Origin of the sequence: Sphingobium limneticum (assembly GCF_008710155.1) — a bacterium.
In the GTDB taxonomy this organism is placed as follows: Bacteria; Pseudomonadota; Alphaproteobacteria; order Sphingomonadales; family Sphingomonadaceae; genus Sphingobium; species Sphingobium limneticum.
The window spans coordinates 449,489-469,589 of the sequence record NZ_VYPZ01000001.1 but is presented as its reverse complement, the minus strand read 5'-3'; the positions used below and the strand labels follow the sequence as shown (position 1 = coordinate 469,589).

The following is a 20,101-nucleotide window of genomic DNA, read 5'->3' as shown; positions in this document are numbered from 1 at the left end:
GGATAAGAATCACAGGCGCGACCCAAGGCGAGGATGAGATTGAACGTGCCTGAACCCACCCGACCCGTCCGCCTGCAAAATTACCTCGCCTATGGCTCCAACGATGTTCTGGGCGCCGGGTCGATGGCCGTCATTTCCGGCTGGGTGCTGATTTTCTACACGCAATTTTGTGGGCTTAGCGCCGGACAGGCCGCGACTATCTTTGCCGTGGCGCGCATATTGGACGCGTTTGCCTCGCCCATGATCGGCTATATTTCCGATCATTTCGGATCGACTTGGCTGGGCCGGAAATTGGGGCGGCGGCGCTTCTTCATATTGGCCGCCATCCCGCTGTTGCCAAGCTTCGCGCTGATGTGGCTGCCGGGACAGGGATTCTGGTATTATCTGGTCAGCTATGTGCTGTTCGAGCTGGTCTATGCGATGGAGATCATCCCGTTCGAGACGCTGGCGGCCGAAATGTCGACCGACTATCGGACCAAGGCGAAATTTGCGGGGTCGCGCATATTGTTCGGACAGGCTTCGGCGATCCTGGCGGGCTTCCTGCCACTGTGGCTGATCAATGCGCTGGGCCGGGACAGCGCCGACACTTTCTTCTACATGGGCCTGATCTTCGCCGCCCTGTTCATGGTGACGGCGGGGCTGCTCTATCTGTTCAGCTGGGAACGGCATATGCCGGGCGCACTGGACGTGGCGCCGGAACGCAAAAGTGCGGGCGGCGCTGGACAGGCGTTGAAGGCGCTCTATCGCAACCTGTTCTCGACCATGCGCATCCGAGCGTTCCGGCTGCATCTGGGCATGTATCTGGGCGGCTATATCAGCCAGGATATTTTCAACGCGGCCTTCACCTTCTTCGTGATCTTCGCAATGTCGGGGTCGATGGCGATCGCGTCGGGATTGCTGGGCACCATGTATATCGTGCAGTTCGCCGCGGTGATCATCGCCATCAACCTGGCGCTGCGCGCGTCACCGGCGAAAGCCTATCAGGTCGCGGCGGCGGATTTCGCCGTGGGCGTGTTCGCATTGCTGGCGTTGTGGCTGCTGGGCGTGCCGGCGACGTCTCCGTGGATCTGGCTGCCGATCGTGCTGGTAGGGCTGGGGCGCGGGGCGCTCAATTACATTCCCTGGGCGACATATAATTATATGGCGGATGTGGACGAGATCGTCACCGGCCAGCGGCGCGAGGGCAGCTTTGCCGGGGTCATGACTTTCGTGCGCAAGGCGACGCAGGCCGCCGCCGTGGTGGCCGTGGGCTTCATCATGCAGGCGGGTGGCTTCGTATCGGGCGCGCAGGCGCAGAGCCATGGCGCGATCCTGACCATGGCGTTGCTGCTGGGCGTGGGGACGGTTGGCTGTCTGGCCTTTGGCATCATCGTGTCCACGCGCTTCCGCCTCAGCCCCGCAACCCACGACATATTGATGTGCGAGATCGAGCATTTGCGGAGCGGGGCCACCACCCCCTCCTCCCCCGCGGCCGCCATGGTGGTCGAGGATCTGTCCGGCTGGCGTTACGACCAGCTATGGGGCAACAATCCGGTGGCCCGATCGGCGGGGTGAACAAGGGGATGATGATGAAGCGGAGCATGATGCTGGGCGTGGTGCTGACGGGCGCGCTGATGACGACGCCGGCGCTGGCCGATGGCTGGTCGCGGAGCTGGATGGCGGCGCCCCTGGTGTCGAAAGCGCCACCGGAGAAGCGCCCTGAGTTGCAGGATCGGACCGTGCGACAGGTGGTGCGGATCAGCAGCGGCGGGCAGCGTATCCGCCTGCGCCTGTCCAACGAGATGTCGACACAACCGCTACTGCTGGGCGCGGTGCATGTCGCGCTGGCGGATGAGAATGGCGCGATCATGGCGGGGTCCGACCATGTCGTGACCTTCAACGGGGCGCAGGGCGCGACCGTGCCGGCGCGCGCGCCGTTGCTGAGCGATCCGATCGCGCTGCCGGTCAAGCCGCTGACCCGGCTGACGATTAGCCTGCATCTGCCGCAGGGCGCGCCGGAAGCAACGGTCCACAGCTATTCCGCCGCGACCGGCTGGACCGCGCCGGGCGATCAGACCGGGGCGACCAGCTTGACCGATGCGACGGTGATCGGGCCGCGCATCATCCTGTCCGGTGTGGAAGTGGAAAATCGCCGGGCCGGCACGACTATCGTGACGCTGGGCGATTCCATTACCGATGGCGTGCGCGCCACGACCGATAGCAATCGCCGCTGGCCCGATCTGCTGGCGGAGCGGCTGCAAAAGGCGGGGCGTACGTCTGTGGGGGTCGCCAATGCCGGGATCAGCGCCAACCGGCTGCTGAGCGAGGGCGATGGGAATAATGCGCTGGCGCGGTTCGACAGCGATGTGCTGGCGGTGCCGGGCGTGACCCATGTGGTGGTGCTCGAGGGAGTGAACGATATCGGCTCGGCCTTTGCGCAGAAGCGGCCGATCCCGACCCGCGACGCGCTTGTCGGTGCCTATCGCCAGATGATCGCGCGGGCGCATGATCGGGGCGTGAAGATCATATTGGCCACCATCCTGCCCTATAAGGGTGCGGGCTATTGGAGCGAGCAAGGCGAGGCGGTGCGGGTCGCAGTCAACGACTGGATTCGCCAGAATGACGAGGCGGACGGCTTTGTCGATCTGGCGAAGGCGATTGCCGATCTGGCCGATCCTGCGCGCATGGCCAAGCCCTATGATGTGGGCGATGCGCTGCATCCCAATGATGCTGGGTTCCGCGTCATGGCCGATGCGATCGACCTGAAGTTGCTGCGATGATCGGTGCGCTGCTGATGCTGGCGGCCGCTGCGAGTGGGCCGGTCGCGCCCAAGCCCTTGTTTCGCGATCCGGTGCATGACGGCGCGGCCGATGCCTCCACGGTGCGGGATCGCAAGACGGGCGAATGGGTGATGTTCTATACCAATCGGCGCGCGGACCTGCCTATGGACGATGCCAAGGATGTGCGCTGGGTGCATGGCACGGCGATCGGTGTCGCGCGGTCGAAGAATGGCGCGCATTGGCGCTATGGCGGGACGGCGGATATTCCCAAGGCCTGCACCGGCGAGACGCTCTGGGCACCTGAGGTGCAATGGCTGGCGGGACAGTGGCATATGTGGCTGACGGTGGTGCCGGGCGTGTTCCGCGACTGGAATGCGCCGCGCTTCATCGTCCACCTGACCAGCCCGGACCTGAAAAGCTGGACCTGTGGCGAGCGGCTGGATCTGGGGTCCGACCGGGTGATCGATGCGAGCGTGCTGGCGCTGCCGGGCAAAGGAAAGAAGGCAGGGGGTTATCGGCTGTTCTTCAATGACGAGCGGCAGAACAAGGCCATCGTTACCGCCGACAGCGACGATCTGGTCCACTGGACGGTCAAGGACCGGCTGACCCAGACGCCGGGCGAAGGGCCGAAGGCATTTCGGTGGAAGGGGCGTTACTGGCTGATTTCCGATGCATGGAAGGGCCTGCTGGTGATGCGGTCCGACGATGGGGCGCATTGGACGACGCAGCCCGGACATATCCTGGCGACGCCGGGCTTGCAGCCGACCGATCGCGCCAAGGGGCAGCATCCCGATATCATCGTTGCGGGGAAACGCGCCTATATCCTGTATTTCGTGCATCAGGATGGCGAGGGTGCGGCCAAGGCCAACCCCGACTGGAAGCGGCGCAGTGTGTTGCAGATTGCCGAACTGACGGAAAAGGACGGCATCATCAGCGTGGATCGCGAGGCGCCGGTGCATGTCAGGCTAGCGCCGTGATGTGTCCGTATGTTAAGACATCATTCCACATTCAGGGAATAAATCCTTCCTTTTGATGGTGCGGCCGCTATAAAAGCGCAAAGTTCCAAGGAGATTCAGATGTTCGAGAAGACCTATTATGCGACGCATCCCGACATGATGGAGTGCGTATCGAACGACGAATTGCGGGATCGTTATCTGATCGGCGGTCTGTTCCGCGATGGTGAGGTGGTGCTGAACTATACCCATGCGGAGCGGTTCGTGATCGGCGGCGTGGCGGTGGTGGATGCGCCGGTGACGCTGCCGGCGCACAGCGAGCCGGCCTCGGCGGCGGGCCATCCCTTTCTGGAGCGGCGCGAACTGGCGATCGTCAATGTCGGTGGCGTCACCGGCACGGTCACGGTCGATGGCGAAGTCTTCACGCTGGGCAACAAGGATTGCCTCTATGTGACGATGGGCGCGAAGTATGTGGAATTTGCGGGGGCTGGCGCACGCTATTATCTTGCCTCCTGCCCGGCGCATAAGGGGTTCAGGACGCAGCTGATCTCGGTGGCGGATGCGACCACGCTGGAACGCGGCTCCCTTGAGGAATCGAACGAGCGGACGATCTATCAGATGGTCATCCCCGGCATCTGCGAGAGCGCGCAGCTGGTGATGGGCCTGACGGTGCTCAAGCCCGGTTCGGTGTGGAACACCATGCCCCCGCATATCCATGAGCGTCGCAGCGAGATCTATTTCTATTTCGAGCTGGACGGGCCGAGCGACCGCGTCTTCCACTATATGGGCGAAGGCGAAGCGATGCGGCACATCGTCATGGCGAACGAGGAAGCGGTAATCTCCCCGCCCTGGTCGGTGCATATGGGATCGGGCACCAAGGCCTATGCCTTCATCTGGGCGATGGCGGGCGAGAACCAGGATTATACCGACATGAACGTGCTGGATATCTGCCAGCTGGCGTAATCGACCGCCCCCCTAACCCCCTTGCCGTCATCCCCGCGAAGGCGGGTATCCATCTCCTGACCAGGCCACAGATGGCACGACCGGGAGAAGGATCCCCGCCTTCGCGGGGATGATGCGGAGAATAGTCCATGACCCAAATCTTCGATCTTTCCGGCAAGGTGGCGATCGTCACCGGCGCCAATACCGGTATCGGCCAGGCGATCGCGCTGTCGCTGGCCGCGGCGGGCGCCGATATCGCGGCGGTGGGGCGCACCCCGGCGGAAGAGACGGTGGCGCAGGTCCATGCGCTCGGCCGCCGGGCGGAGATCATATCGGCCGATCTCAGCAGCATCGAGCCGGTGCAGCGGGTGGTGGACGAGACGATCGAGAAACTGGGCAGGCTCGACATATTGGTCAACAATGCCGGGATCATCCGCCGGGCCGACAGCGTCGACTTCACCGAAGAAGACTGGGACGCGGTGATCGACACCAACCTTAAAGTTTTGTTCTTCCTCTGTCAGGCGGCGGGTCGGCACATGATCGCGCAAGGCAGCGGCAAGATCGTCAACATCGCCTCCTTGCTGTCCTTCCAGGGCGGCATCCGGGTGCCAAGCTATACCGCGTCGAAAAGCGGGGCGGCGGGGCTGACGAAGCTGCTGGCGAACGAGTGGGCGGCCAGGGGCGTGAACGTCAACGCGATCGCGCCGGGCTATATCGCAACCAACAACACCGCCGCCTTGCAGGCCGATGAGACGCGCAACCGGCAGATACAGGAGCGCATCCCGGCCGGACGCTGGGGCGAGGCCAGCGACATCGGCGGCGCGGCCGTGTTCCTGGCGTCGCGGGCGGCGGATTATATCCATGGCCATGTGCTGGCCGTCGATGGCGGGTGGCTCGCGCGATAAGACGAGGCTGGAGCGGGGGCCCAACCCGCCACAATAACAACAGGAGAGAGGCATGCCCGATCGGCGGACTATGTTGGCGGCCAGCGGCCTTGCGGCGTTGGGGATGGCGCTGCCGCAGGTGGCTTTTGGCGGCACCAAGAATGGCGCACGGCCCGGCCCCTATCTGATCGGCGCGGATATCAGCTGGATTCCAGAGGATGAGGCGGCCGGCGCGCGCTATTTCATCGATGGGGTGCAGAAAGACCCGATCCTGCTGCTGCGCGATGCCGGCTTCAATGCGATCCGGCTGCGCATTTTCGTCGATCCGGCCAAGGGCTATGCGAAGCGCGAACCGGACAAGGCCTGGGCGGGGCTGGCGCAGACGATCAAGCTGGGTCGGCGCATTCGCGAGGCCGGCCTCTATCTGGTGCTGAGCTTTCATTATAGCGACACATGGGCGGACCCGGAGCATCAGGGCGTGCCCGCCGCGTGGGCCGGTTACGATCTGCCGCAACTGGCCAAGGCGGTCGAGGCGCATACGCACGACACGCTGGTCGCGATGCGCGCGGGCGGCGCGCCGGTCGATATGGCGGTCATCGGCAATGAGACGACCTTCGGCATGCTCTGGCCCCATGGGCGGGTGAAATTGTCCACGTCGACCGGCAATCCGGTGACCGACGCCAATCATGCCAAAGTCGGCGCAGTGGGCGGGTTCGACGGGTTCGCGCAATTGCTGCGCGCCGGCATTGCGGGTGCGCGGCGAGCGGAGCCGGATGTGAAGATCCAGTTGCACAATCATCTGGGCCGCCATTGGCCGATCGTGCGCGAATGGACCGACGCGCTGATCGCGCGCAAGGTCGATTTCGACGTGATCGGCTTTTCCTGCTACCAGCAGCGGGCGCAAGGCGACTGGGCAACCAGCTTCAGCGAGTTCGTCAAACGCTATCCCGACAAGGGCTTGCTGGTCGCGGAATATTCGAGCCGGAAGCGCTATATCAACGATCTGGTCCATGCCCTGCCGGGCAAACATGGCTGGGGGGCGTTTATCTGGGAGCCGACGCGACACCAGGAGGCGATCTTCGACCAGGATGGCCATAATGCGGGCGAAGGCGCCAAGCCGGACCTGATTGCGCAAGGATTGAACAGCGCCGAAGCGCCTGGTGGCCTCGTGAGCGCGCAGGCCGCGCCCAAGCCCGAGCCGACCGGTCCCATGGGCAAGGGCGGCGACTATGTCGCCAACGACCTGCTCAAACTTTATGGCGAGATGGCGAAGGCCTATCGATGAGACGCCGGGACTTCACCCTTGGGCTGGGCGCCATGACGCTGGCCGCCTGCGCGACCGGGCGAGCGGCGCGCAAGGACGATCTGCTGCTCTTCGCCTATTTCACCACGGGGAAGGCCGGCGAGGCGGATGGGCTGAAGCTGGCGGTGAGCGAGGATGGCTTCACCTTCCGCACGCTGGTAGGCGGGCGCAGCCTGTTGGTACCGACGGTGGGGGAAAAGAAGCTGCTGCGCGATCCTTTCCTCTTTCACGATGGACGGGTCTATCATCTGCTCTGGACCACCGCTTGGGAAGGCGTGACGATCGGCCATGCGACCAGTCGCGACCTGATCCACTGGTCGGCGCAGCAGGCGATCCCGGTGATGGCCGACGTGCCGGGGACGCGCAATTGCAGGGCGCCCGAGGCGATCCATGATCCGCGCACCGGCCGCACCGAGATTTTCTGGTCCAGCACGGTGAGCGGCCGCTTCACCGAGACGGCGGGCGCATCGGAATCGGGCTATAATCACCGGCTGTGGCATATCAGTACGACAGATTTCGTCAGCTTCTCGGCCGCAAAGCCGCTCTACGATCCCGGTTTCAGCGTAATCGACGGCAGTTTCGCGCGCGGCCCGGACGATGCGCTTTATCTGATCGTCAAGGACGAGACGGTCGAACCGCAGCGCAAATATTTGCAGGTTGCAAAGGCGGACAGCCCGACCGGGCCGTTCGGACCGCTGTCCAAACCCTTTTCCCCCGCCTGGGTCGAAGGGCCGATGGCGACGCGGATCGGCGATGCGCTGGTCTGCTATTATGACGTCTATAAGGAAGGGCGGTGGGGCGCGGCGATGACGCGCGACATGGCCGTGTGGGACGATGTCAGCGATCGCCTGACCATGCCGGCAGGCGCACGGCATGGATCGTTATTGCGAGTGCCCCGGTCGCTGGTGGCCGCGATCGGCTGAGGCGCGGTCAGGCTGACGGTCGGGGTCGTACCGTCAGACATTGCGACACGGTGGCGAAGGGGCCGACCGCGTCGTGCAAGATGCTGTGGGTAAGGCCAATACCGCTTTCGCCGGCGGATACCGATACGTCAAAGCCCAACCAGTCGCCCGCCGGTTGCCGGAAGATATGAGCGGTCAGATCGAGATTGGGAAAGACCGCGTCCCGTGGCGAGGCCAGCGGCGCAAGGCCGTTGGCGATATCGGCGAGCCCCATCATCCGCGCAATGGGCGATACGGTTTCGCCATCGAGCAGGGCGAAAGGCGAGCGGACCCAGCAGCGGGCACGCCCCTGCCCCTCCGCTTCGTGCCGTACCTGCACGCTTGCGATGAAGCCACCGTCCCACCGGGCGGACGGATCGCCGGCGGGCATGGCTTCGGGCGATGGCAATGGCGGGAAGTTGGCCGCCGCCAATGCGCTGCTGTCATAGGCCTGGGTCAGCCAGGCGCGCAGGATGATGGCTGGCCGGCCACCATGGCTGAGGCGCGCCTCGACCAGTTCGATGGTCCGGCCGGGGCGCAGCACGATAACCTCTATATCGACCGCCTCCATCGGGATGACGCCCCATATGTCGTAGGACAGGCGGGCGACCTGCAAGAGGTCGGTGCGGCGTGCGGCATGATCCGCCTCGACCGCATGGACGAGCAGGCCGATCGCCGGCGCGACATGCTGTTCGGTGACATTCCAGGCCCCGCCGACATGGGCGGTGGGCATGAAGCGGTCGTCATCCGTGCGCAGGAAATAGGCCAGCGGGCCGCTCTCTTCAGACCCCAAGGCTCGGTTTCCTTTGCATGATCACCCCTGTTATCCGTCGTTTCCGATCGGCCAATGATAGGCGCATGGCAGGCGATTTGGAAATGGGCGAACGGCCCCTTCCCGCCTCCGCCCGATGGAAGGCGCGGAGGCGGATGTTTCAGGCCGGGAGGCGCGTTACTTGGCGTTGTTCAGCCGGATGACGCCGACGCCGCGTTCGATGGTGATTTGCGTGCCATAGGGTTGCGACAGGCGCTGGAGCCGTTCCAGGATGCGGGCGCCGACGATGGCGTCGGCGATATGCGGCACGCCGCGGCCTGCACCGGTGACATTGACGCCGAGGTCGATCGGGTGGAGACGGATTTCGCTCAGCTTGCCATCACGAAACTGGCTGACCGCGATCACCGTTTCATACAGGTTGGGATCACCAAATTCCTTTGCTCCGCGCGCCTGGAGCAGTTCTGGCGCGGTGACGGTGCCGGGCGTGATACCGAACTGGTCGTACATATCGGCCGGCAGGTCATCGAGCGAATTGTTCATCATCGCGAAGTTGCCGAGCGAATAGAAGATCGGCTTGCCCTTGTAGATCTCGATACCGCGCAACTGGTGCGGGCCATGACCGACATAGACGTCCGCGCCGGCGTCGATCGCCTGATGCGCGAGCGGCTGGGCGAAGTTGGCGGTGATCTGGCTGGCATTGCCGGGTTCATGATTGTGCAGCGAGAACACGACGAAATTGCCGTTCTGCTTGGCCTGGCGAATGGACAGCAGATTGGCTGCCACGTCCCTGGCATTAAGATCATATTCGATCTTCATCGGGGTGGCCGGATTGGCGGTCGCGCGATATTCGCGACCTTTCATCTTGACCGGCGTGCCGGGCTTGGTGCCGGCGAGGCGAGCGATGGTGGCCAGGTCCGCGTCAGACACAAGGCCGATTTCGGTGCTGCGGATGGCGTTGGCGCCACCACGGCCGGGCACCTTGCCCAGCGGATCGGCGGCCGGCGACATGGGGGTGAAGCTGGTGGTGGCCGAAATCAGGCCGACCCGGCCAGAAGGACCGTCATGATAGGCCGGCGCGCGCGCGGCGGTCATGTTGTGGCCGGTGCCCGCATGAGTCAGATGCGCCGCGTCGAGCAGGTCCAGCGTCTCGGCCATGCCCTCCACGCCCCAGTCGGTGGTGTGGTTGTTGGCGTGGCCGACGATGTCGATGCCCATCTTGGCCACGTCGGCCGGCACGGCGGGATCGGCAAGCATCCAGGTGCCGCCCGATTCGGCCTGGGGTGATCCCTTGAACGTCTTGAGGTCGAGCGCCGTCGTTTCGAAATTGCCGAAGGTGATGTCGGCGCCGCGCAGGATGCGCAGCATGTCGGGCGACTGCTTTTCGATCGTCGCCAGCATCGGCCGCAGATAGATGAGGTCGCCCACTGCCGCGAAGCTGAAATCGCCAGCTATGGGCGTGCTGGGAACAGTGGTCGTGCTCAACTGGCCGCCGCTTTCCTCTTCCTCGGCATGGACCGTCGGGGCGGCGGACAGAATGGCGGCGGCACCGGCGCAGAGCAGGGTGCGCAACGCGCGGCGGGAAAAGATGGCAGACATGAAGGCGGTCCCCTTGGACGATGCCGATAAGCGGCAGACCCATGGAGACTTAGCCAAGGCGGCTGACATGAACCTGTCACATGACGATATCGGGTCCGTCAGGCCGGGGCTCGGCGGAAACGAATGAGGACGCACAGTCCCTGCCCCGTTCGCCCATCCCGCAATTCTATCTCTGCGCCCAGCCGGTCGGCCAGCGCGCGGGCGATCGGCAGGCCAAGCCCGGTGCCCGGCGCCGACGTGCGGCCGGTGATGCGATAGAAACGCTCCCACACCTTGTCGCGCTGATCGGGGGGGATGCCGGGGCCGTTATCGTCGATTTCGACCACCGCCTCCTGATCGTCCAGCCAGACGCTGACCGCGACCGCACCGTCGGGGCGGTTATAGCGGATGGCATTGTCCAGCAGATTGCCCAGCAATTCACCCGCCAACGCCGCCTGGCCAAGCGCCATGACCGGACCGTCCATGCGATTGTCATAGGCGATATCGAGAGTGGCGGGCGCCTGCGCGGCGCGATCGGCAGTCACGGTGGCGGCGAGGGCCGCGAGATCGACGGGGCGCATCTGCATGTCCCCCTGATCCTCGCTGCGGGCCAGTGCGATCATCTGCCGCAGCAGCAGTTCGAGGGAGTCGATCGCGTGCGGAATATCCGTCAGCGCCGCTTGTCCCTGCGGCGAATGGGGGCCGTAGCGTTCCAGTACATCAAGATGGACGCGCGCGACGGCAAGCGGCGTGCGCATCTGATGCGAGGCGTTGGAGGTGAATTGCCGCAGCGAATTGCTCGCGCGCTCCAGTCGGGTCATGAGGCCGTTGAAGGCATCGACGAAGGGACGGATTTCGGTCGGATCGCTGCCGCTGCTTTCCAGACGGAAAGCGGGCGAGGCATCCTGTTGCGCCGTTTCCACCTGGCTGGTGAGGTCGATCAGGGGGCGCAGACCCCAGCGGATCGCCCACCAGAAGAGCAGGCCCGTAACGACCAGCACTGCAAGGCCGACCATCAACACCCGGATCATGAACTGATGCTCATAAGCGCGGCGATCGTCGATATAGTCGGCGATCTGAATGACGATCAGGCCGGTTTCGCCGGCAGGGCGGCGGATTTCCGTGGCGATGCGGGCAGGCTTGCCGTGCAATATGCCGTCGCGCAGATAGGCGGCCTGCGTCACCTGCCTGGCATCGGCGGGATTGAGATAGCCGCGCACCGTAGGATTGGCCCGATAGGCGTTGACGAAGGTGGCCGGCGGATGCGGGTCGATCACGCCATTCCATGTTTCGCCATAATCGCGCGGGGGCGGCAGCGCGGCGTCTCCCGCCAGCAACTCCTTCCCGCGATAGACGCTGTAATGAACGACCGGTCGCGCACGGCGCTGGAGCAAGTGGACGGCGAGCGGCAATAGGCTTTCCCGTTCCGGCGATCGGCTGTTGTAGACGAGGCTGAGCGTGCGGACCGAACCGACAAGCACGCGGTCGACCGTGTCGGCCTCCGTATCATGCGTCACCCAGGCGGTGATGATGCCGAATAGCAGGACGAGGGCCGCGAGCGGCATCATGACCGCGCCGGTCAGGCGCAGGCGCAACGAAGGGGGCAGGTTCCGCATCAGCGCGCTGTTAGCAGATTATGCGGATCAGGCAGCCTCTATCATATAGCCTAGCCCACGCACGGTGCGGATCGCGGGGCCGGACGGCTGGAGCTTGCGACGCAGCCGGCCGACATAGACTTCCAGCGCATTGGGGGTGACGGCATCGTCGAAATTGAAGATTTCGGCCGACAGGCGTTCCTTGGCGATGACCTTACCCGGTCGGCCCATCAGCGTTTCCAGCACCGCCAGTTCGCGGCGGCGCAGGTCCAGCATCTTGTCATCGAGATAGACGGTGCGGCTCGACCGGTCGAACATCAGCGTGCCGATGCGCAGCATCGGGTCCAGCTGCCCCTGGCTGCGCCGCACCAGCGCGCGGATGCGGGATTCCAGCTCGCGGGGGTGGAAGGGCTTGGCCATATAGTCGTCGGCGCCGCGATCGAGACCCTGGATGCGATCATCCATCATGTCCCGCGCGGTCAGGATGATGATCGGCGTGGCAGCGCCGCGCGCGCGCAACTGGCTGAGCACATCCAGCCCGTCCATATCGGGCAGGCCGAGATCAAGTATGATGGCGCAATAGGGTTCCTGGTCGGCCAGCTTCAGGGCGTCTTCGCCGGTCGTGAGAATATCGACGGCAAATCCGGCCGCCTCCAGCGAGGCGACCATGCCGCGGGCGAGCCGCTCATCATCTTCCACCAGCAACAAACGCATGAACTGACAAACCCTCCGTCCCGCGGGCGCCTTCCCGCGATGGACATTAAATTGCGATACGCATCATGCGTGGGATTGCAAATGCGAAGTGTGTCGGCGCCGATCTTGCCTTTGATTACGCATCGGCCCGTGTCCGACCCATTGTGTCAGGTTCATGACAGCGACTCCGGTTAGGATAATGGGGAAGACGAATGGCGGGATGACAATCCACAGCCTTCGGGTCGCAAAAAAATGACGCGCAAATAAGCGCTTCGCCATTTTCCAAGGGGAATCAGAACTATGATGACGGGTCGCTCCGCGTTCGCGGGGATATTGTTCTGCATGGCCGTTCCGCTGTCAGGCGGCGCTCTGGCACAGGTTGCCGCACCGGCCGAGCCCGCTGCGCTGGCGCGCCTCGACGCCCTGTTCGCCAAATGGAACAGCAAGGATTCGCCCGGATGCGCCGTCGCCGTGTCGCGCAACGGACAGGCGATCGCGACTCGCGCTTATGGCATGGCCGACCTGGAAAAGGGCGTGCCCGCGACCCCGGACAGCATCTATGAGGCCGGGTCGGACTCCAAGCAGTTCACCGCCGCCGCCATCCTGATGCTGGCGCGCGAGGGCAAGCTGTCACTGGACGACGATATCCGCAAATATCTGCCCGAGCTGCCCACCTACAGCGCGCCCGTTACCATCCGCCACATGCTGCATCACACCAGTGGCCTGCGCGACTGGGGATCGGTCGCCGCGATTGAAGGCTGGCCGCGCAACAGCCGTACCGCCAGCAATGACGATGTGCTGGAGATCGCGTCGCGCCAGAGCGAACTCAACTTCGCACCGGGCGCGCATTATCTCTACAGCAACAGCAATTATAATCTGGCGGCGATCGTCGTCGCGCGGGTCAGCGGCCAGTCGCTCGCCGATTTCACCAGCGAGCGCATCTTCAAGCCCTTGGGCATGACCCATACCAGTTGGCGCGACGATCATGGCGAAGTGGTCGCCGGCCGGACCGGCGCCTATGACTATCAGGACGGCGTCTATCGCAACGATCAGGTGATTGAGGACGCCTATGGCAATGGCGGCCTGCTGACCACCGTGGGCGATCTGGTGAAGTGGCAGGCGGCGCTGGATGCTGGCACTTTTGGTGCTGGCTTTACCGCGCAGATGCAGACGCCGACCAAGCTGAACGACGGCACCCCGATCGCCTATGCGCTGGCGCTGGTGAACCTGGACCATCATGGCCAGCAGGAAGTCAGCCATAGCGGTTCGACCGGCGGCTATCGCGCCTGGATGGCGCGCTATCCCAAGCAGAAGCTGGCCGTGTCGCTGCTGTGCAATACCGGCAATGCCGACACGCCGGTGCTGGGCCGCGAGGTTGCGGATGTCTTCCTGCCGGCGTGGAAGGACAAGTCCTACACGCCCAAGGGGCCGCTGCCTTCGGGCGTCTATGCCGACGGCGTGAACGGCTTCCCGGTCAAGTTCGATAGCGACGAGCAAGGCCGCCTGCGCGCCGACGGCAAGCTGCTGACCCCGGTTGGCCCCGGCCGATGGGCACAGCGCGAGGATATCTTCGCCTTCGGCAAGAACGGTCTGGTGCGTGAAAATCGCGAAGGCGAGAAGATCGCCTATCGCAAGGTGGAGGCTGTCACGACCTTCGACGCCAAACCCTATGTCGGGAAGTTTTGCGGTGTGGATACCCATGCCTGCCTGACCTTCCGCCAGCAGGGCGAGGGGCTGGTCTATAGCGGTCCGCGCTGGGCCGACCAGACGCTCAGTCCCGCCTATGCCGACGTGTTCACGGGCGAAGCGATGCCCGACGCCGGCCGCATCACGGTGAAGTTCCAGCGCGACGCCAATGGCGCCGTCATCGCCCTGCGCTTTGGCGAGAGCCGTGCCTATGACGTGCTGTTCCGCCGGGCCGACTGACCAGATTTCAAACGCATAAAAGAGAGCCGCTCAGGTCGCGGACAAAAAAGCAAGAAGACGAAAAGGGACGATATATGACTGACTATAAGACCGGGTTTCGCAACCTGTTGATGGCTGGCACTGCCGGCCTGATCCTATCGCTGGCGCATGGCAGCGTGGCGATGGCGCAGACGAATGCACCTGCGGCCGATGCCGCCGACGAAGCCGAACCGGCGATCGTCGTCACGGGTTCGCGCATCGACCGCAAGGGTTTCGAGGCGCCGACGCCGACCACCATCATCGGCGACACCGAGCTGCGTCAGGGCGCGCGGCCCAGCATCGCGCAGGTGCTGAACGACCTGCCCCAGTTCCGCGCGACCCAGTCGCCGGCCAGCACGGTCGCCAACACCAATTCATCCTCGTCCGCGATGGATCTTCGCGGTCTGGGCGTCACGCGCACGCTGACCCTGCTCAACAACCGCCGCTTCACGGGCGCAGTCGATCTCAACACCGTGCCGCAGGGCCTGGTGAAGCGAGTCGAAGTCGTCACCGGCGGCGCATCGGCGGCCTGGGGTTCGGGCGCGATCGGCGGCGTGGTCAACATCATCCTGGACGATGAGCTGGAAGGCCTGACCATCGGCGCGCAGAACGGCATTTCCTCGCGCGGGGACGGCTATCGCTACAGCTTCGACGGCACGTTCGGCACCAAGTTCGCCGACGGTCGCGGCCACTTCATGATCGGCGGCGAATATCAGCAGGACAAGGGCATCCTTGACCGCAATTCGCGCAAGAATGTCGGCAGTTCCAACCTGTTCACGCCTGTCGGCAGCTCGCAGCTGATCCTGGTGCGCGACGTCAATGCCGCCAACACCAGCCTGGGCGGCCTGATCACCACGGGCAAGCTGAAGGGCCAGACCTTCAATGCGGACGGCACCATTCGCCCGTTCCAATATGGCAGCATGGTCAACGGCGCCACGATGGTCGGCGGTGAAGGCGTTGCGACCAATGACGAATATTCGCTGACCAACCCCTATCAGCGCGTCAACAGCTATGCGCGCGCCAGCTTCGAAATGGGCGATGCAACATTCTGGGCCGACGGCAGCTATAGCCGCATCTGGGCGAAATATCCCTTCTATGCGGAAAGCGGTTCGTACAGCATCTCTGCAACCAATCCCTATCTGTCCCCCGCGATCCAGAGCCAGCTGGCCGCTGCCGGCGAAACCCGCGTGTCGATCGGCCGCGTGTTCGAAGATTATGGCTATCGCACCTTCGACTATTATCGCCAGAATGTGGAAGGCGCAGTCGGCGTCGACGGCAGCTTTGCGGACGGCAAGTGGCGCTATTCGGCTTATTACAGCCATGGCGAAATGCGCAACATGCAGAGCTATCACAACCAGATCACCGGCGCGAACCTGACCGCCGCTCTGGACGCCGTGCGCGATTCCAGCGGTAACATCGTCTGCCGCGCGGCGCTGACCAACGCCAATACGGCTTGCCGCCCGCTCAACATCCTGGGCACCGGTACGGCCAGCCAGGACGCGATCGACTATGTGTTCGGCAATACCGCGCGCGTCGTCTACACGACCAAGCTCGACAGCGCCGGCGCAAGCCTGCGTGGCGATCTGTTCGAAACCTGGGCCGGCCCCGTGTCGGTCGCCTTCGGCGCCGAAGCGCGCTGGGAAGAACAGGTCACCAACAGCCTGGACGCAACCTCGGCCGCCAAGGGCTTCAGCCGCTTCAACTTCTCACCGCTTGATGGCGGGTTCAACGTGCAGGAAGGCTTCGGCGAAGTCGCCATCCCGCTGCTAAACCAGCCCTTCAGCAAGATCGACGTCAATGGCGCGGCCCGTTACAGCCGCTACAGCACCAGCGGCGGCATCTGGTCGTGGAAGCTGGGCCTGACCGATCGCATCTTCGACAATCTGTTGATCCGTGTGTCGCGTTCGCGTGACATCCGTTCGGGCAGCCTGGCCGAACTGTTCACTACCAGCACGACCAGCTTCACCACCGTCGTGGAAGGCGGCCAGACCTATGCGATCACCCGCTTTGGCGGCGGCAACGCCAATCTGAAGCCGGAAATCGGCAGCACGCTGACTCTTGGTGCGGTATTTACGCCGACGTTCCTGCCGGGCTTCAACCTGTCGGTCGATTATTACAACATCAAGCTGAAGGACGCGATCACCTCGCTGGGTGCGCAGGACGTCATCACCAACTGCGCCAACGGCAACACCGTGCTGTGCAGCCAGATCGAACGTAATGCTGCCGGTGCGCCGACCACCCTCTACACGACCTATATCAACCTGGCCGAATATAAGACCAAGGGCGTGGATATCGAGGCGACCTACACCCTGCCGCTGAACAAGGTCAGCGACAGCCTGGGCGGCACGATGCGCTTCCGCGGTCTGGCCACCTATGTGCCCAAGGTCATCATCAACGACGGCACCAGCACGGTCGACCGGGCCGGCGACGTGGGCGACAATGTCAACTTCGGCACGCCGAACTGGCGCGCGACGGGCAGCATCAACTACACCAGCCAGAACGTGTCGATCGATGCCCGCGTTCGCTATGTCGGCGGCGGCAAGTTCAACCACCTGCTGAACATCGCCAACAACGACATTGCCGCGCGCGTCTATGTCGATCTGGGCGCGCAGGCGACCATCGCCGATCGCTTCACGCTGTTCGCCAATGTGAACAACCTGTTCGATCGCGATCCGCCGCTGACCACCTATGGTTCGATCCATTATGACAGCATCGGCCGTTACATGACGGTGGGCGCGAAGGTCAGCTTCTGATCTAAGATACAGATGACGGCGCCCTGTCGGCGCCGTCATCCATTATAAGGGGCATGAGAATGAATCGGTCGCTGTTGAACATGATGCTGGCGGGTTCGCTCATCGCCCTGCCTGCGATAGCGGCCAGCGCCGCACCCTCCCCTGCCGACACGAAGCTGATGGCGACGATGAAGGCACGTCCGGCGGTCAAGACCGCGCTCGCCGCGCTGGAGCAGGAACATGGGCAGTGGGTCGAGAATATCATCGCCCTGACCCAGATCCCGGCCCCGCCCTTCAAGGAGGCGGTCCGCGCGAAGGCCTATGCCGACATGTTCCACGCCGCAGGCCTTGCCGACGTGGAAATCGACGAGGAAGGCAATGTGCTGGGCCTGCTGCGCGGCAGCGGCAAGCCGGGCGGCAAGCTGGTCGTCGTGGCGGCGCATCTCGACACCGTCTTTCCCGAAGGCACCGATGTCACGGTCAGGCGCGAGGGCGACACGCTGCATGCGCCGGGGATCGGCGACGATGTCGCGGGCCTTGCCACCCAACTCAGCCTGATCAAGGCTCTGGCCGCTGCGAAGATCAAGGCGCCGATGGACATATTGTTCGTTGGCGACGTGGGCGAGGAAGGGCTGGGCGACCTGCGCGGCGTGAAGCATCTGTTCCTGAAGGGTAAATATAAGGATCGCATCGCCAGCTTCTTTTCGATCGACGACGGGTCGGTCGATGGCCTGACCAATGGTGGCGTGGGGTCCAAGCGCTACAAGCTGACGTTCAAGGGACCGGGCGGCCACAGCTTCGGCGCCTTCGGCATCGTCAATCCGATGACGGCGATGAGCCAGGCGATCGTCAATATCTACAAGATTCCGGTGCCCAAATCGCCCAAGACCACGTTCAGCGCCAGCGTTGTGGGTGGTGGTTCTTCCGTCAACGCGATCCCGCGCGAAAGCTGGCTGCAGCTGGACATGCGATCGGAAAGCGCGGCGGAACTGGCGAAGCTGGAGCAGGCTGTATTGGCGCAGGTCGATGCCGGCGTGGCATCGGAAAATGCGGCGCGATCGACCAAGGATGGCGCGATCAGCGTGGATAAGCAGTTGATCGGCGATCGGCCCGCGGGGAACACCGACGCGGCCAGCCCGCTGGTGCAGCAAACCATCGCCGCCTATGCGACCGAGGGCGTGAGCGCGCGGCTCAGCTTCTCTTCGACCGACGCCAATGTGCCGATGAACCTGGGCATCCCCGGCATCACCATTTCGCGCGCGGCGACGGGCGGGCGCGGCCATTCGCTGGACGAATGGATCGACGTCAGCGCGGCGCCTTCCCTGAAGGTGAAGCGGATGAACCTGCTCGCCATCCTTGTCGCAGCGGGCTATCGCTGAGGAGATCGATCCTATCGAGGGGCGCTTTACGCTCCCCGGTAGGACAGGCCGAGCCAGTTGGCGAGCAAGTGCAATTCCGCCTGCAATGCGTCATATGTGTGGGGCGGTGCGCCGGCTTCGAGATGATGGGATTGCACCAGCAATATGCCGGCCTTTCGATCCGCCTTGAGATCGACGCGGGCGACAATGCTGTCGCCCAGCAGGAACGGCAGGTCGTAATAGCCATGGGTGCGCTTGTCGACCGGCGTGTAGATGCCGATGCGATAATGGAAATCGAACAGGCGCAAAGTGCGTGACCGCTCCCAGATCAGCGGGTCGAAGGGCGACAGCAACGCCGCAGCCCGCACGGGGCGGGGCGCAGGCGCGTCCCGATGGAGATAGGCGGTCTGGCTCGCCCCTTCTATCCGGGCCGGGATTAGCACGCCTTCGTCGCGCAGTTCGTCGATGGCGGCGCGCGTGTCATCGGGCTGAAGCCGGAAATAGTCGCGCAATTCCGCCGTCGTGGCGATGCCCAATGCTCTGGCGGATCGGTCGATCAGCGATTTTCGGGCGTCATGCGGCGGCGGCGTGGGCAGGTCGATGATGGCGGCGGGTATAACCCGTTCGGGCACATCGTAAAGCCGCTCGAACCCGCCACGGCGTGTCGCGGTGGTGACATGGCCGGCCCAGAACAGCCACTCCAGAGTCTGCTTCGCTTCCCCCCACTCCCACCAACCGCTGCGGCTGCGCCCGCCTTCGAAGTCGGCGGCGGCGAGCGGGCCTTCCGCACGGATGCGGTCGAGCAGGGCCATGGCGTCCGCTCGCCGCTCATTGGCGAAGACCCGCAGCCCCTTCCACCCTGCCTCCCCCCGGTCCGCGCGCGCCATGCGCCAGCGCAGCAGCGGATGCAGATCGACCGGTAGCAGCGAGGCTTCATGCGCCCAATATTCGAACAGGCGCCGATCGCGCGGCCGCCCCCAGGCCGCCGCATCCAGCCAGTCGCGATCATAAGCGCCCAGCCGCGAGAAGGCGGGCATATAATGGGCGCGGGCAAGGATGTTCACGCTGTCGATCTGATGCAGGCCAAGCCGATCGGTAGTCTTGCGCAGATGGAGTTTGGTCGGCGATGCCGGACGCGTGCGTCCGAACCCCTGGGCAGCCAGCGCGATCCTGCGCGCATCGACGATGGAAAGGCTGACGGTCATGGATGACAGCTATGCCAGAATGGCGCGAAAAGGCACGCCTGACTAGGCTATCGCACCTGCGCCAGCCAGTCGGCCAGATTATAATGGTTGCTGACCCGCGCGATCAGGCCGTCGCGGAACTGAAAGAAAGTACCGACCCGTAGCCGATAGTCCTGCCCCCGCGCCGGCGGCAGGTCGCCGTCCGTTTCCAGATAGCGTCCCGCGAGCATGAACTCCGCCGCGCCATGCCCCCCATCCGGCGTGACGAGGAAAACAGGGTTGATCACCTCTTCCTTGTAGCAGCGGTTCATATGGTCGAGAAATTCGGCGAAAACCTGCTTGCCTTCGCGCACGGCCCCTTGGGACGGCTCATGCACGACGTCGTCGGTCAGAAGGTCGAGCATGGCGGCGGCATCGCTACGATTGAAGGCAGCATAATAGCGGCCCAGCAGATCAATGCTCATCG

16 protein-coding genes are annotated in these 20,101 nt (G+C 64.1%); 10 read left to right on the top strand and 6 right to left on the bottom strand.

Annotated elements, in window-relative coordinates; translation table 11 throughout:
- Nucleotides 1–45: 45 nt before the first annotated feature.
- The 7 genes from F4U94_RS01825 (at nt 46) to F4U94_RS01795 (ending at nt 7,764) form a co-directional block, all read left to right on the top strand.
- Complete coding sequence (locus tag F4U94_RS01825) at nt 46–1,554, top strand: MFS transporter (RefSeq protein WP_249042014.1); 1,509 nt, start codon at nt 46–48, stop codon at nt 1,552–1,554.
- Nucleotides 1,518–2,759 (top strand): SGNH/GDSL hydrolase family protein, encoded by a 1,242-nt coding sequence (locus F4U94_RS01820; protein ID WP_232016235.1) that lies wholly within the window; start codon nt 1,518–1,520, stop codon nt 2,757–2,759. Before F4U94_RS01825 ends, F4U94_RS01820 begins: the two co-directional genes overlap by 37 nt.
- Entirely contained in the window at nt 2,756–3,736 is a 981-nt protein-coding gene (locus tag F4U94_RS01815; RefSeq protein WP_120253025.1) for a glycoside hydrolase family protein, read from the top strand. The genes F4U94_RS01820 and F4U94_RS01815 overlap by 4 nt, the downstream gene beginning before the upstream one ends.
- Before the next feature lie 99 nt (nt 3,737–3,835).
- The gene (gene kduI / locus F4U94_RS01810; protein ID WP_120253026.1) at nt 3,836–4,675 is read left to right on the top strand and encodes a 5-dehydro-4-deoxy-D-glucuronate isomerase; all 840 of its coding nucleotides are present in this window, start codon (nt 3,836–3,838) and stop codon (nt 4,673–4,675) included.
- Nucleotides 4,676–4,803: 128 nt separating this feature from the next.
- Nucleotides 4,804–5,559, top strand: coding sequence for a 2-dehydro-3-deoxy-D-gluconate 5-dehydrogenase KduD (gene kduD / locus F4U94_RS01805; protein ID WP_120253027.1), 756 nt, complete (start codon nt 4,804–4,806; stop codon nt 5,557–5,559).
- A gap of 52 nt (nt 5,560–5,611) precedes the next feature.
- The gene (locus F4U94_RS01800) at nt 5,612–6,823 is read left to right on the top strand and encodes a glycosyl hydrolase 53 family protein (protein WP_232016237.1); all 1,212 of its coding nucleotides are present in this window, start codon (nt 5,612–5,614) and stop codon (nt 6,821–6,823) included.
- Nucleotides 6,820–7,764, top strand: a complete 945-nt coding sequence (locus F4U94_RS01795; RefSeq protein WP_150411821.1) for a glycoside hydrolase family 43 protein — start codon at nt 6,820–6,822, stop codon at nt 7,762–7,764. The genes F4U94_RS01800 and F4U94_RS01795 overlap by 4 nt, the downstream gene beginning before the upstream one ends.
- A gap of 7 nt (nt 7,765–7,771) precedes the next feature.
- Here the strand turns inward: F4U94_RS01795 and F4U94_RS01790 are convergent, their stop codons facing one another.
- The 4 genes from F4U94_RS01790 to F4U94_RS01775 all read right to left on the bottom strand — a co-directional run bounded on the left by F4U94_RS01790 (nt 7,772) and on the right by F4U94_RS01775 (nt 12,438).
- Entirely contained in the window at nt 7,772–8,575 is an 804-nt protein-coding gene (locus F4U94_RS01790; protein ID WP_249042013.1) for a thioesterase family protein, read from the bottom strand.
- A gap of 156 nt (nt 8,576–8,731) precedes the next feature.
- Entirely contained in the window at nt 8,732–10,150 is a 1,419-nt protein-coding gene (locus tag F4U94_RS01785) for a CapA family protein (protein ID WP_120253030.1), read from the bottom strand.
- A gap of 98 nt (nt 10,151–10,248) precedes the next feature.
- The gene (locus F4U94_RS01780) at nt 10,249–11,745 is read right to left on the bottom strand and encodes a sensor histidine kinase (RefSeq protein ID WP_120253031.1); all 1,497 of its coding nucleotides are present in this window, start codon (nt 11,743–11,745) and stop codon (nt 10,249–10,251) included.
- Nucleotides 11,746–11,772: 27 nt separating this feature from the next.
- Nucleotides 11,773–12,438, bottom strand: coding sequence for a response regulator (locus F4U94_RS01775; protein ID WP_120253032.1), 666 nt, complete (start codon nt 12,436–12,438; stop codon nt 11,773–11,775).
- A 279-nt stretch (nt 12,439–12,717) separates the two neighbouring features.
- On the opposite strand from F4U94_RS01775, the gene F4U94_RS01770 reads away from it, so the two are divergent.
- The 3 genes from F4U94_RS01770 to F4U94_RS01760 all read left to right on the top strand — a co-directional run bounded on the left by F4U94_RS01770 (nt 12,718) and on the right by F4U94_RS01760 (nt 18,472).
- Nucleotides 12,718–14,343, top strand: coding sequence for a serine hydrolase domain-containing protein (locus F4U94_RS01770; protein ID WP_120253033.1), 1,626 nt, complete (start codon nt 12,718–12,720; stop codon nt 14,341–14,343).
- Between the two features lie 74 nt (nt 14,344–14,417).
- On the top strand, nt 14,418–17,114 hold the full coding sequence (locus F4U94_RS01765; RefSeq protein WP_120253034.1) for a TonB-dependent receptor domain-containing protein: 2,697 nt from the start codon (nt 14,418–14,420) through the stop codon (nt 17,112–17,114).
- Between the two features lie 59 nt (nt 17,115–17,173).
- The gene (locus F4U94_RS01760; RefSeq protein ID WP_120253035.1) at nt 17,174–18,472 is read left to right on the top strand and encodes a M20/M25/M40 family metallo-hydrolase; all 1,299 of its coding nucleotides are present in this window, start codon (nt 17,174–17,176) and stop codon (nt 18,470–18,472) included.
- Between the two features lie 26 nt (nt 18,473–18,498).
- Here the strand turns inward: F4U94_RS01760 and F4U94_RS01755 are convergent, their stop codons facing one another.
- Together F4U94_RS01755 and F4U94_RS01750 are read right to left on the bottom strand one after the other, a co-directional pair.
- Entirely contained in the window at nt 18,499–19,656 is a 1,158-nt protein-coding gene (locus tag F4U94_RS01755) for a winged helix-turn-helix domain-containing protein (RefSeq protein ID WP_120253036.1), read from the bottom strand.
- A 47-nt stretch (nt 19,657–19,703) separates the two neighbouring features.
- On the bottom strand, nt 19,704–20,099 hold the full coding sequence (locus tag F4U94_RS01750; RefSeq protein ID WP_120253556.1) for a ketosteroid isomerase-related protein: 396 nt from the start codon (nt 20,097–20,099) through the stop codon (nt 19,704–19,706).
- Nucleotides 20,100–20,101 lie beyond the last annotated feature (2 nt).